The sequence below is a fragment of the Microbacterium sp. Z10_103 genome, assembly GCF_058310455.1.
This window is the reverse complement of record NZ_JBZEGK010000001.1, coordinates 2,633,952-2,646,940: the sequence shown is the minus strand read 5'-3', so window position 1 is coordinate 2,646,940 and position 12,989 is coordinate 2,633,952. Positions and strand designations below refer to the sequence as shown.

The following is a 12,989-nucleotide window of genomic DNA, read 5'->3' as shown; positions in this document are numbered from 1 at the left end:
GGCCTGCCCGCCCTCGCCCTACAGGAGGCACGACATGTACCAACCACGACCCAGCGACATCGCCCTACCACCGACGGTATCCATCGATCTCAGTGATCTCGTCGTCGGTGTGCTCGAGGCCGCGACGTCTACGACGGAGCGCACGCACGAACCCCCGCGAGCGGCATGACCGTCCTCCTGCCATCGCCGATCAGCCGGCTCCCCGGACACCTGGACGCTGCTGGCACGACTGTGGTGGTGTGGAGGCGCTCCCGGCGCACCGGGCCGGCACGGACACCGAACAATGCCGCATCACGTGCCGAGGCAGCCGCATCCTAGAGTCCCCAGACTGCGCAACAGGGGAGGAGGCATGCTTGCACTCAGTGGGCACTGTGTTGTAGGCACATGATCAAGTGCGATTCGATGACCCGGAATGACTATGCCAGTCACGAACTCGACTGACGTCTACGGGGGTAGCGGGTGCAGCTGTTCGGCCGGCGGATAGAGCAAGACGCGCTCGATCGTGTCCTCGCAGACGCGCAAGCCGGCCGGAGCAGTGCTCTGTCGGCGCGCGGCGAGGCGGGGATAGGGAAGTCCGCGCTCCTTGATTACGCACGCGCCGCCGCCGGAGCGTTGGGGTTCCGAGTGGAACGCGCGATCGGCATGGAGTCGGAAAGGCAATTCGCGTACGCCGCGCTGTACCAATTGTGTGCGCCTCTCTTGGAGTACGGTTCCGCGCTGGCTGAGCCGCAACGCGACGCACTCGCCATCGCCTTCGGTGGGAAGACGGGTCCCCCGCCGGACCGGTTCCTTGTCGGTCTCGCCGTGCTGAATCTCGTGGCCGAGAGCGCTGAAGATCAGCCCCTCCTCTGTCTCGTCGATGACGCTCAATGGCTCGATCGGTCATCGGCCGAGGTCATCGCCTTTGCGGCTCGCCGAGTGTCTGCCGAACGGATAGCCTTCGTCATCGCGGGCCGGGATGACGACGACACCGAGTCCGCCTTCTCCGGCATACCGGTCATGAGACTCACCGGACTCGCTGACCGCGACGCACAGGCGCTCCTTGATGCCGAGATCCGGACCCCCATCGACGACTCCGTGCGGGACCGCGTCATCGCGGAAGCACACGGGAATCCGCTGGCGCTGCTGGAGTTGCCACGAATCGTCCGGCCGGCGATTCTGGCAAGCGGCTTCGATGTGCACGATCGGCCGGACATCCCGCACCGTCTTGAAGAGGCCTTCCGGCGCCGCTCGAGAACACTCCCGGTGGAGACGCAACGCATGCTCCTCGTCGCTGCGGCGGAGCCGACGGGCGACGTGACGTTGCTGTTCCGGGCAGCGTCACACCTCGGAATCGAACGGGCCGCCGCCTCCCCAGCGGAGGCCGCGGGGTTACTGAGCATCGACTCCGCGGTGCGGTTTCGGCATCCCCTGGTGCGCTCAGCGATCTACAGCGCTGCCACCGCGTCGGAACGTCGCCATGCCCATTCCGCACTGGCTGCGGTCACCGACACGCGCATCGATCCGGATCGCCGCGCGTGGCATCAAGGACAGGCCATCCTCGGTACAGACGAAGGAATCGCCACCGAGCTGGAGCGCGCCGGCCATCGCGCACTCGCGCGCGGCGGCATGGCGGCGGCGGCCGCGTTCATCCAGCGTGCGGCGGAACTCACCCCGGACCCCGCTCTCCGCACACAGCGCGCAATGCTGGCGGCACAGGCGAAATATGAGGCCGGCGCCGCGGATGAGGCATTGAAGCTGCTCGCGCTTGCGGCGCAGGGACCGCTGGACCCTTTGCAGTCTGCGCGCCTCACCCTCTTCAAAGCGCACATCACCTTCTATCTCGCGCAGGGCGGGAACGTTCCCGCGGAGTTCCTGGAAGCCGCGCACGCACTGGCGCCGCTCGACCGCGCGATGTCTCGGGAGACCTTCCTGCTCGCGCTCAACGCGTCCATGCTCATTGGTGCCGGTGATGGCGGGGATGTGCGAGACGTGGCCGAGGCAGCCCGAGCGGCGCCCCGGCCGCCGGAGCCGCCCAGGCCGGCGGACTTTCTGCTCGATGGGCTCGTGACGGCCTACACGCAGGGGTACTCCATCGGCGCGGGCGAGCTACGACAAGCGCTCACGTTGTTCTGCGATGAAGAGCTCGATCGGGACGTCGTTGGCCAGACGGACAGCGATCGCTGGCTGTGGCTCGCCAGCCGTACGGCCGTCGCACTCTTCGAGGACGACCTGATGCACCGCCTGGCCGTTCGAAACGTCGCTTTCACGCGGGGGGCGGGGGCGCTGGCCACGCTCCATACCGCTCTGGTCGCTCATTCGGTCGCTCTTGCCCTGAGCGGCGAGTTCACTCGGTCCGCCGAACTCGTAGCTGAGAGCACGGCCATCGCTCGCGCGACGGGGGCTGTGCCGCTGCGCTTCGCCGCTCTGTTGCTCGCTTCCTGGCGCGGCCAGGAAGAAAAGACCACGGAGCTCTATCGGGCGAGCGTCCGGACCACGGCGGAGGGCAGGGGAGCGGAGGTCACGTTCGCACACTACGCGCTCGCCGTGCTTCACAACGCGACGGGAAACTTCGTGCCGGCGATGACTGCGGCTCAGCACGCCGCGGCGTCCGATGAACTCGCGGTCGTCAGCCTCGCGTTGCCGGAGTTGGTCGAAGCAGCAGCCCGCGCAGGTCACCTTGAGGAAGCTCGAGCAGCGTATGAGCAACTGGCCGCGCGAACCCGCGCGAGTGGCACGCAGTGGGCGCTCGGTCTGTCAGCACGTTCACAAGCTCTGATCACGCCGGGTGATGCCGCCGAGAACCAGTACCGCGAGGCAATCGAACGGCTGGCCGACTCACGCCTGGTCGGTCACCTCGCGCGTGCTCACCTCCTCTACGGTGAGTGGCTCCGGCGCGAAGGCCGTCGTCGCGGTGCCCGAGAACAGCTACGGACGGCACATGACATGCTGACCGACATGGGAGCGAGAGGTTTCGCCGAGCGCGCCGCCCGGGAACTGCGCGCCACGGGCGAGCACCCTCGTGCTCGCCACTCTGTGCCCCGTGCGGTACTCACGGAGCATGAGCTGCACATCGCGCGTCTTGTCGCGAGCGGCGCCACCTCACGGGAAGTGGCCGCGATGTTGTTCCTGAGTCCGCGAACGATCGAGGCTCACCTGCGGAGCATCTTCCGAAAGCTGGGTATCACCTCTCGCCGCCAACTCAAGGAGCTTCAACTCTGATTCGGGGCGTCGTCATCCCGCTCGTCCGCAACCTGTCGTGAGCCAGCGCGCCCGCGCGAGAGAGGACATCGAGTTGCGCCGAGTTGTACAGCTCGGTCATCGCCTCCAGCAGCGTCTCCTGGGCGACGTGCGCACTCTTGGACAGGTGGTGGGACGGGTCTTGCAGCCACGGGTAGTCGATGAGGTTTCGGGCGAGCGTGGGCGCGAGACCTTCTGCCAGGCGCTGCCGGGTCTCCTCATCCGCATCCGGTGGGAGCGCATTGATCTGATCCCCGACCGCGCCTTCATCGGCGTCGACCTCCACCATGCGCCGCAGATCCGCCATCGCATCCGCGTCGTACAACTGCGCGTAGATGTGGAGGATCGAGTTGTCCGATGGGGACAAACGCGTCGTGACTGACGCAAAGCCCGCCGGCGAATCGACTGGCGCATTCTCGCGAAGTAGCGTAGCGATGTCAGCACGCGCCCGCCGCAGACGCTCGATCTTCCTCTCCAGTTCGGAGTCCAACTCCGACAGGGCATCTGGTGTGCTCTCCCCACACGTGCGGAGCTGGTCGATGCAGGACAGCGGCACGCTCAGCTCCCCCAGACGGCGGATCCGCAGGAGCCTCACCAGGTCCGGTACCCCGTACTGCTTGTAACCGTTGTACCTGCGCCCGGGCTCGTTGAGGATGCCGAGCCGGTGGTAGTGGCGAACCGTATTGACGGTCGTGCCTGCCAGTTCCGCCAATTCACGCGTACTCCAGGCCATCAACCGAACTCCTTCCGACCCTTCACGCCCAGGAGCGTGCTGCCCAGCACCGCAGCCAGACTGATGCCCGCTGCGTACCGCGTGTCCTTCTCGCTGGCCGTGGCCGGTGGGCCGGCCAGAGGCGCCTCGCTCGGCGTGGAGTGAGTGGGAGCAGGGCCGCCGGACGGGGTTTGGATGGATCGTTCGATCATCGGTGGATCCGTTCTGGTCTGTGTCGCTATTCGCCTAGGTCTGGGGTGTGTCCCGTTTGCGCGTCCGGCCGACGAAGGTCAGGAGCGCCGAGCCGGCCTGTGCGAGCGCCCCATCGAGGAGGGCGTTGGAGAGGTGATTCGGCATCTGTCCGGCTCTGTAGACAGGATCACAGCGTGGGCGGACCTGCCGCGTCGGTAGAAGCTACGTAAGTGGCCCACGTCGGACTACCGAGCGCGTACGTGTCGCGATGGGTGCGGCGTGGGTCTGAAGGTCGTCGACCAGCGCTTCCATCTTGAGCCGGGAGCTGGATAGCCCTACCCCGGCGCCGGCTTCACAGCCAGCGCTTCCTTCGGAAGACGACATACACGGTGACGCTTGTTGCTGCCATCAGCGCGAGGGCGATGGGGTACCCGATGACCCAGTCCAATTCGGGCATGTTGGCGAAGTTCATCCCGTATATGGTTCCCACCAGTGTGGGGCCGAACAGGATGGCGGCCCACCCGGAGATCTTCTTGACCTGCTCGCTGTGGACCAGCGCGGTGGCGGTTTGTCGTTCGCCCACCAGGGTGGCGTTCACCGTGAGGGCGTTCTGCAGAATCGAGCGGAACGACGCGAGTCGCTCGGTGACCCGCAGGCAGTGGTCGTAGACGTCGCGCAAGGACCGCTGCAACTCGAGGTCGACTTTGTACTTCTCCGCCCCGCGCAGCAGGCCTTCGAGCATGCCGGCCAGCGGCTGGCTGGCGCGCTGGAAGGCGATGACTTCTCGGGAGAGCTCGTAGATCCGTTGCGAGAGAGAGCCGCCCCCGCTGAAGAGGATGTCTTGGATCTCGTCGATGTCGTCTTCCACCCCGGCGACCACAGGCTGGTACTCATCGACGACCTGGTCGAGGATCGCGTAGAGCACAGCTTCGGGTCCGAGCGAGAGCAAGTCGGGTTGCTCCTCCAGGCGGTGGCGGACCCGTGCGAGGTTCGGAGATTCGGCGTGCCGGATGGTGACCACGAAGTCGGGTCCGACGAAGACATGCAGCTCGCCGAACTCGACTGTTTCGGTCTCTCTGAGGTAGCGGGCCGGCCGCAGGACGGCGAAGAGGACGTCCCCGTATCGCTCGATCTTTGAGCGTTGATGCCCGGAAAGAGCGTCTTCGACGGCGAGAGGGTGGAGGCAGAACTCGTCCGCAACGTGCCGGATCTCTTCGGGGGTGGGGCGGAACAGTCCGATCCAGGCCATCCCTCTGCGAGCGCGCATGTACTCGAAGGTTTCGTCGAGGCTGGCAGGGTTTTCGATGCGGCGGCCGGAAACGTACACGGCGTTGTCGACGACCGGCATCATGCCAGGGCGCAGCGCGGATAAGGGCCTCGCAGGGGGTGCCGGAGCAGGTGATCCTGGGGTCCGGTCATACTCGTCCGAGCTCGGAGTAGACCCGGTCCCACGTCGTCTCGAACCTGGCGGCGGACTCACGGCCACCCTCGCGGGCCTGCTCGGCATCGGCCATCTCCTTTGCGAGGAGGAGAAGCTGCACACAGGCCTCGAGTTGCGCCACGGTCGTCGTGGGACCGACATCGGTGGCGCGTAACCGCCGAACGAGGGGTCGCTGCGATTTGGCCCGCGAGGCGAGAGCGACGGTCCCGAGCAGGTAGGCGATAACGCCCGCGAACGCCCCGGCGGCGCGTGAGGTGACCACAGCCACCCCGAGGCCCAGGCCGAGTCCACCGAAAGGGCCGACGCGACGCCAGGCCTGCCACGTGCGCAGTCGTCGGTGACCCGATGCGTCGAGGTGGGGTGGGTTGACCGTCAGGCGATACACCACGGCCCCGCCCCGCTCGACGCGCACCGTGAACGTGCTGGCCTGGGCCTCACGGTGGCGCATCGCTGTCCGCGACCGCGCCAGCCGAGCCGCGGGGAATCTGTCGGTGAGCATCAGGGGGCCTAGTTGTATCCGAGAACCGCGTTCTCGGCGGGGTCCGTCTCGCGGCCCGGCTCCACCGACCGCTGCGCCATGCCCTGCGTCATCGGTCTTCCTCGGCATGGCTCGTCACGTCTGCGGTGTCCGGAGGCGTCGCGAGAAATTCGGCGTGCACGCGCGCGCGGCGCGTAGCGAAAACGATGGAATGCAGCAGCATCACCGTGCCCCGCGGACGAACGGGGCCGGGATCGGACCACGCAGGATCGGGATGATCGGGATGATCGGGGTAAGGGTCACGCCTTCCGGTCTACCGTCGGGATCCTGGGGCCACCGCGGTCCTCATGATTCCCGTACGAGAGCGGCATCGATCCTGACGCAATCCCTGCGCGGTTGTCCGCGCCGGCGCTCAGCTGACGTGGATGGTGGGGCGCCGCTTCGCGTTCGGCTCCGCTTCCCGCAACACTTCCCGGGTCACGGGCGCCACCTCGCCGGAGCCGACGAACAGGTACTTGAGCATGTTCGAGACCGGGTTGCCCTCGGTCCATTGGAAATACGCGGTCGGGATCACGCCGGTCTGATCACGGATCTGCAGGAGCACGGCGGCCAGCGTGTTGGGGATGTTGGCACTGTTCACGGTCAGCACGCGGTGGCCGAACCTGTTCACACCCTCGACGAGGAGTTCTTCCTCGAATTCGGACGAGTCGGTGGGGTGAACCTCGAGGAAGATGATCCGGGAAGCTGCCGGGATGTGCGAGTACCGCCGCTCGGCGGCGTCCTTACTGGAGTACTCCTCCGGGCTGCCGTCATCCGGTTCGTGGGCGACGATCCGTATCTCGCCCTCTTCGGCGTCGTCCTCGATGAAGGCCAGCGCAGCCCGGTCGAACGTGACGGTGGTCGCGCGGATCTCGAAAGAGCGACCGATCCGCGACACGGCAGAGATGACCATGATCCCGACGATGAACAACGCAGCGATACGGATGCCGTCGGGTCGTTCGATGATGTTCGCCACAGTCGTGTAGAGGAAGACGAGGGCGATGATGCCGAATCCGATGGTGGCGGGACGCTGCTTCCTCCGCCGTGCGGAGAGGGTGACGGCGACGGACGCAGAAGTGATCAGGACCAGCACCCCGGTCGCGTATGCGCCCCCCTGCGCGTCGACGTCCGCCTCGAACACGATCGTGATCAGGAAGGCGATCGCGGTGAACACCAGTACCAGCGGGCGGACCGCGCGCGCCCAGTGCGGAGCCATACCGTACCGCGGCAGATAGCGGGGCACGAGATTCAGCAGGCCTGCCATCGCGGAGGCGCCGGCGAACCAGAGGATGCAGATCGTACTGATGTCGTAGAGGGTCCCGAACCCGTCGCCGAGGAACGCGTGCGCCAGATATGCCAGAGCTCTTCCGTTGGCGCTGCCGCCCGGCTGAAACTCTCCCTGCGGAATGAGCAGCGTTGTCACGAAACTGGAGCTGATCAAGAAGGCGCTCATGATGATGGCGGCCGTTGTCAGAAGGCGTCCGGCCCCGCGGATCCTCCCCGCGGGATTCTGCGCCGTGTCATTGGCGTCTCCCCGGATCTGAGGCATCACGGCGACACCGGTCTCGAACCCCGACAATCCCAGGGCGAGCTTCGGGAAGACAAGCAGGGCGATGCCGATCATCAGCCAGGGGCTGCCGTTCTGGGTGTTCAGTGCTGCCCACCAGTCGGTCACCACCAGGGGGGCTTGGGCCACGTGCGCGAGGGAGACCAGGATGACGACGAGGTTCAGGGCCAGGAAGACGGCGACCAGCACAACGGCGATGCCTATGGCTTCCCGGAAGCCTTTGAGGAATACGAGGGCCAGGAGCGTGACCAGGAAGAGCGTGATCGCAACCTCGTTGCCTTCGAACCACTCGGGCGCGAAGGGGTTCTCCACGGCGTGTGCGGTGGCATCGGCCGCCGAGAGGGTGATGGTGATCATGAAGTCGGTGGCCGCAAAGCCGAGCAGAACCAGGACGAACACCTTGCCCGCCCACCACGGCAGCAGATGCTCGAGCATCGCGATCGAACCCGACCCGTTGAAACTCTCCCGCGCCACGCGGCGGTACACCGGCAGCGCACCGAGCAGGGTGAGAAGCACCAGCACGATCGTCGCCAACGGAGACAGCAACCCGGCCGCCAGCGCCGCGATCGCCGGCTGGTACCCGAGGGTGGAGAAGTAGTCCACCCCGGTCAGGCACATCACCTGCCACCACGAGTGCGTCCTGCCCGTGGTTTGCGCGTGCGGACCCTGGTGCCTGCCCTGGCCGTCGACAAGCCCCTCAAGCAGCCAGCGCCTTGCACGTGCCAGCCGGCCGGAGGGGATCTCCGGCGGCAATCGCTCCAGGGAAGACTCAGACATCCGACCTCAGGTCCACTCGCACGGGTCGTCGACCGGCTCCCGACCGACAACCGATTATGGCAGCCGTGTCAGGTGGACGTGTCGCGTCAGCCGTAGAGGATGCCGTCCGCCGGCCTCTCGACCTGCTGTGGCTCGCTGATGATGTAGAGGCCGGTCGGGGAGTTCGCCGCGCTGGTGAGCACTTCGAGCCACGCGCGGTTGATCTGGGGCTGGCGGTTTCCGCTGAACTTGAAAGTCAGCGAGGCTCCGGGGTGAATCCACAGGGATGTGCGGCCGCTGCCGAGGCTGACATCGTCTTTCCACGTGAAGAAGAACGGCTCCGCTCGACGGAGCTTGGTACCGATGACGATCTGAAGGTGAGCGAGCAGCCGATCATCGAAGGTGGCGCTGACCTGAGTGTTGTAGGAGAACTTGCCCATTCTGGCTCCTGGTCTACCGCGCGCGGCTGCGCGCTCTGTCTACGTATTCGATCGCGCGTGCGGGCACGAGGCGCGGCTTCTCAGAGGTCGAAGAAGCCGCCGTAGGGAGTCTCGTCGTCGCCCGTGTCGCGCGAGTCGAATTGGACGGTTTGGACGGACATGACGATTTCCGTGCGCGGCGAGACGAGAACCGACACTGACCGGTTCCCGACCACGACGAACTCGACGAAGCGCCCCCCGTCGCGAGCGGCTTCCTCCATCTCGCGGCGCAACTCGTCGAGGTCCTGCCCCTGCGCGAGCAGGTAGCTCTCACCGTTGACCGTGAGTTCGGTCCTCACCATCGTTTCTGCTTCGGTCACCTCCGTAAGCTACGACATTGCCGACCAGGGTCGGCAGGGCTTGCGCCGCCGGGTCCCTCTGTGGGACGTCGAATGGTGAACGTCCCGAACGCATTGGGGGGATGGGTGGGCTGTCAACCCCTTCACGCTTCTGTGTGTGAGCGGGTCACAGTGGGCCCGTGAAACACATCACTTTTGCCGATAAGACGGTGTTCGTCGACGACGAGACCGCGGATTGCCTGACCGAGTATGCCGCGCTCCTCGGGACGGAGAACATCGCCGACACCGTGACGGTCAACGTGTTGAGCCGAGACGGCAACGAGACGGAAGCGACATTCGTGCTCAACGGGGCCAGCAATCTGATCTCCGAGTCCACCAACTCCCGCGCCCAGATGGCTGACAACGGGCAGGCCCTGGAGTACATGAGGAACCAAATCGACCGCCTCCGTAACCCGCCCTCACCGCGATACGACGAGGGACCGCACATCGTCGAGCTAGACGACGACCAGATCGCTTGAGGGCTGACGCCCGCCCCCGAAGTCAGGTCATACGTGACGCGACCCATCCCACGTCCTGCGGACCTGGAGGCGTAGGCTCACGTCATCCGGGAGCGGGCGCACGTTTGCGCGTGCATCTGAGACGGGTACAGGTATTGAACGGGGGAGCATGGGCCACTTGATTTATGGCGTGGCGCCCGCCATCGGCATCGAGGACTGGGGGCTTCGGCATCTTCAGTCCGTCATGCTCACACGGCTGCGGCGTAACGAGAGCTTCATCTTCAGCTGGGACGACGAACCAGACGTCGACGGGGATGCCGCTGTCCCCGAAACCGGGCTCCACGGCACCGTGTGGATATCGAGGAGTTCGTCCCTGTACTTCAGTTACGACCGACCGCTGGATCGACCGCTGAACCGGCGATGGCTCGCACTCCTGGCCGACTCCGCGAACAGCACGCAAGGTCTCCGGCTCATCCCAGAGCCCCCCAACGACGCACCGACCCGGGCGTAGTGCGGCCCTTTCTCGCCCGTGCGTGACATGCGTTCGCGAGAGCAGCGGCCCGTGGCTGGATGCACTCTCCTACACAGCCAATCAGCCGACGGGGCTGTACCTCGTCCGGAAACCGCGAGAGTGTCGCCCACCGTGGAATCGCAGGGCGACGAGTCCTTGGCCTGACTCCCTCCAGCGCCTTCAATAACGGGGCAGCGAGAAGCCACGACTTTTTACTCCGTCAGAGGAGGTAACGCAACCGGGTGGGACGCGGGAGACGCGCGCGCTTACTGTCCATGCACATCGACCGATCAGCCAGCCCGTAGCCCAGTGCTGTGGCGCCCCGCGGCGCCGCGCAGGAAGGACCCCAAGATGGAGGAAGGGTATGTCGCTCGCGAGGGGATGACGGCGACCGTGGAGGCGCCTCCCATCCCGCCACGGCAAGCAGCGCTGCTGACCGCCACGCGCGTCGAGCAGAAGGGCAACATCATCGTCCGGTGGATCACCTCCACTGACCACAAGACGATCGGCTACATGTACATCATTTCCGCCCTGCTGTTCTTCATGCTGGGGGGCTTGATGGCACTGATGATCCGCGCCGAACTGTTCGAACCGGGCATGCAGATCGTGCCGACGAGGGAGCAGTACAACCAGCTCTTCACGATGCACGGCACCATCATGCTGCTGATGTTCGCGACGCCTCTTTTTGCGGGGTTCGCGAACGCCATCATGCCCCTGCAGATCGGCGCCCCCGATGTCGCATTCCCGCGGTTGAACGCGCTGTCGTTCTGGTTGTTCTTGTTCGGGTCTCTGATCGCTGTCGCGGGCTATCTGACGCCGCAGGGCGCGGCCGGGTTCGGCTGGACGGCCTACCAGCCGCTGGCGAATGCGACCTTCACCCCGAGCGTGGGAGGGAACGTCTGGTTCCTGGGTCTGGGAATGAGCGGGTTCGGCACGATCCTCGGCGCCGTGAACTTCGTCACCACCATCCTCACCCTCCGGGCCCCCGGTATGACGATGTGGCGGATGCCGATCTTCACGTGGAACACCCTGATCACCAGCATCCTGATTCTGCTGGCATTTCCTGTCTTGGCCGCCGCACTGCTGGCGGCGGCATCGGACCGTGTGCTCGGCTCACAGATCTTCAACCCGGAAGCGGGCGGTGTGCTGTTGTGGCAGCACCTGTTCTGGTTCTTCGGTCACCCCGAGGTGTACATCATCGCGCTGCCGTTCTTCGGCATCGTGTCCGAGATCTTCCCCGTCTTCAGCCGGAAGCCGATCTTCGGGTACAAGACGCTCGTGTACGCCACGATCGCGATCGCGGCGTTGTCGGTGGCGGTGTGGGCGCACCACATGTACGTGACGGGCGCGGTGCTGCTGCCGTTCTTCGCGCTCATGACGATGCTCATCGCCGTTCCGACCGGGGTGAAGATCTTCAACTGGATCGGCACGATGTGGCGCGGTTCCGTGACGTTCGAGACGCCCATGGTGTTCGCGCTCGGGTTCCTCATCTCCTTCGTCTTCGGGGGCCTCACCGGCGTCATCCTCGCCTCCCCGCCGCTGGACTTCCATGTCTCCGACACGTACTTCGTTGTGGCGCACTTCCATTACGTCGTGTTCGGCACGGTCGTGTTCGCCATGTTCGCGGGGTTCTATTTCTGGTGGCCGAAGTGGACGGGCCGGATGCTGAACGAGCGCCTGGGTTACGTGCACTTCTGGATGCTGTTCATCGGCTTCCACATGACCTTCCTCATCCAGCACTGGCTGGGCGTGGACGGCATGCCCCGTCGCTACGCCGACTACTCGCCGGAGGACGGCTTCACGTGGGGCAACCAGGTCTCCACCGTGGGTGCCATGATCCTGGGGGCCTCGATGATCCCGTTCCTCTTCAACGTGTGGATCACCGCCCGTAAGGCGCCGAGGATCACGGTGAACGACCCGTGGGGTTACGGCGGATCGCTCGAATGGGCGACGTCTTCCCCGCCGCCCCGGCACAACTTCACCTCCATCCCGCGGATCCGCAGCGAGCGTCCCGCGTTCGACCTGAACCACCCCGAGGCCGGCGTGCCGGTCGGAGTAGGCCCGGCCAAAGACGCTCCTGATGCCCCCGTGGCAGACGGAAGCGACGACCAGGTCAAGTAGCCGTCGAAGAGCGGCCGCCCGCCGCCGTCACCTGCACCCCGGAGTGTGGAGCTGACCGCGCTTGCCCGGTGTCGTTACATGTATTCGTAGTCGCTGATCGCCGCGAACGGGAAGGAGACGTCGCCGGTGTCGCGGCTGTCCTGATCCTCCTCTTCGACGATCTCGGACGTGAAGAGGACCGCGACGCCGGGGGAGACCAGGACGGACACTTCCCGGTTGCCGTAGACGACGAGGTCCACGAGGTCGCCGTTGGCGCGGAGCGCGGCGACTGTGGCGGCCTTGACGCTCTCGATGTCATGGCCTTGGGCGAGCAGGAACCTGTCTTCGCCGATCTTCACCGTGTCGCGTCTCATGCTCTGCCTCACCCTCGGATGAAAGTTCGCCAGGGAGTTCCGCGGCAAACCAATCCTGGCAATCTACGCCTCGGCGCCGTTGAGCGCGAGGATGCCGGGGAAGTGAACGCGCACCTTCAGACAGCGCGCCGGCTTGGGGCGCCCGATCGCGAGGATCGTAGGGTTCACCGGAAATCTTCTCCGGCTGACCGGCGCGCGCTGCGAAGCGAGGCCGCGGAAACTCTGTGACAACCCGATCGAAGTGAGCAGAGTTGCAGCGGTGGGCTCGATGCCGGGTGCTTCGCGCATCGTCTCCATCGATGAAGACTCTCCTGTCCCGAAGGAG

At 65.8% G+C, this 12,989-nt stretch carries 14 protein-coding genes; 5 read left to right on the top strand and 9 right to left on the bottom strand.

All coding sequences use genetic code 11. The features are described from left to right. Window positions 1-34 precede the first annotated feature (34 nt). Both AC4FS2_RS12900 and AC4FS2_RS12895 read left to right on the top strand, forming a co-directional pair. Window positions 35-169 carry a hypothetical protein gene (locus AC4FS2_RS12900; RefSeq protein WP_491177538.1) on the top strand — a complete coding sequence of 45 codons (135 nt, stop codon included), beginning with the start codon at window positions 35-37 and terminating at the stop codon, window positions 167-169. A 290-nt stretch (window positions 170-459) separates the two neighbouring features. After that, window positions 460-3,201 carry an ATP-binding protein gene (locus AC4FS2_RS12895; protein WP_491177536.1) on the top strand — a complete coding sequence of 914 codons (2,742 nt, stop codon included), beginning with the start codon at window positions 460-462 and terminating at the stop codon, window positions 3,199-3,201. On the opposite strand, the gene AC4FS2_RS12890 is transcribed toward AC4FS2_RS12895, so the two are convergent. The 7 genes from AC4FS2_RS12890 to AC4FS2_RS12860 all read right to left on the bottom strand — a co-directional run bounded on the left by AC4FS2_RS12890 (window position 3,182) and on the right by AC4FS2_RS12860 (window position 9,203). Further along, window positions 3,182-3,952, bottom strand: a complete 771-nt coding sequence (locus tag AC4FS2_RS12890) for a MerR family transcriptional regulator (protein ID WP_491177534.1) — start codon at window positions 3,950-3,952, stop codon at window positions 3,182-3,184. The genes AC4FS2_RS12895 and AC4FS2_RS12890 overlap by 20 nt on opposite strands. Further along, the gene (locus AC4FS2_RS12885; protein ID WP_491177532.1) at window positions 3,952-4,143 is read right to left on the bottom strand and encodes a hypothetical protein; all 192 of its coding nucleotides are present in this window, start codon (window positions 4,141-4,143) and stop codon (window positions 3,952-3,954) included. Before AC4FS2_RS12885 ends, AC4FS2_RS12890 begins: the two co-directional genes overlap by 1 nt. Window positions 4,144-4,475: 332 nt before the next feature. Continuing rightward, window positions 4,476-5,471 (bottom strand): magnesium and cobalt transport protein CorA, encoded by a 996-nt coding sequence (locus tag AC4FS2_RS12880; protein WP_491177530.1) that lies wholly within the window; start codon window positions 5,469-5,471, stop codon window positions 4,476-4,478. 67 nt (window positions 5,472-5,538) lie between these two features. Continuing rightward, window positions 5,539-6,063, bottom strand: coding sequence for a DUF6611 family protein (locus AC4FS2_RS12875; RefSeq protein WP_491177528.1), 525 nt, complete (start codon window positions 6,061-6,063; stop codon window positions 5,539-5,541). A 391-nt stretch (window positions 6,064-6,454) separates the two neighbouring features. Further along, window positions 6,455-8,425, bottom strand: a complete 1,971-nt coding sequence (locus tag AC4FS2_RS12870; RefSeq protein ID WP_491177526.1) for an APC family permease — start codon at window positions 8,423-8,425, stop codon at window positions 6,455-6,457. Between the two features lie 86 nt (window positions 8,426-8,511). Continuing rightward, entirely contained in the window at window positions 8,512-8,844 is a 333-nt protein-coding gene (locus tag AC4FS2_RS12865) for a DUF7882 family protein (RefSeq protein ID WP_491177524.1), read from the bottom strand. Window positions 8,845-8,924: 80 nt separating this feature from the next. Next, on the bottom strand, window positions 8,925-9,203 hold the full coding sequence (locus AC4FS2_RS12860; RefSeq protein ID WP_491156368.1) for a hypothetical protein: 279 nt from the start codon (window positions 9,201-9,203) through the stop codon (window positions 8,925-8,927). A gap of 158 nt (window positions 9,204-9,361) precedes the next feature. Here AC4FS2_RS12860 and AC4FS2_RS12855 point away from each other — a divergent pair, with 158 nt between their 5' ends. The 3 genes from AC4FS2_RS12855 to ctaD all read left to right on the top strand — a co-directional run bounded on the left by AC4FS2_RS12855 (window position 9,362) and on the right by ctaD (window position 12,311). Continuing rightward, window positions 9,362-9,700: a hypothetical protein gene (locus AC4FS2_RS12855; protein WP_491177522.1), complete on the top strand. Its 339-nt coding sequence runs from the start codon at window positions 9,362-9,364 to the stop codon at window positions 9,698-9,700. Window positions 9,701-9,848: 148 nt separating this feature from the next. Continuing rightward, window positions 9,849-10,190: a DUF7882 family protein gene (locus AC4FS2_RS12850; RefSeq protein WP_491177520.1), complete on the top strand. Its 342-nt coding sequence runs from the start codon at window positions 9,849-9,851 to the stop codon at window positions 10,188-10,190. A gap of 381 nt (window positions 10,191-10,571) precedes the next feature. Next, the gene (gene ctaD, locus AC4FS2_RS12845; RefSeq protein WP_491177830.1) at window positions 10,572-12,311 is read left to right on the top strand and encodes an aa3-type cytochrome oxidase subunit I; all 1,740 of its coding nucleotides are present in this window, start codon (window positions 10,572-10,574) and stop codon (window positions 12,309-12,311) included. A gap of 74 nt (window positions 12,312-12,385) precedes the next feature. Here ctaD and AC4FS2_RS12840 read toward each other — a convergent pair whose 3' ends face one another. Continuing rightward, a complete protein-coding gene (locus tag AC4FS2_RS12840) occupies window positions 12,386-12,664 on the bottom strand; it encodes a hypothetical protein (protein ID WP_491177517.1) in 279 nt (92 codons plus the stop codon). A 63-nt stretch (window positions 12,665-12,727) separates the two neighbouring features. Then, window positions 12,728-12,961, bottom strand: coding sequence for a hypothetical protein (locus tag AC4FS2_RS12835; RefSeq protein WP_491177515.1), 234 nt, complete (start codon window positions 12,959-12,961; stop codon window positions 12,728-12,730). Window positions 12,962-12,989: the final 28 nt, after the last annotated feature.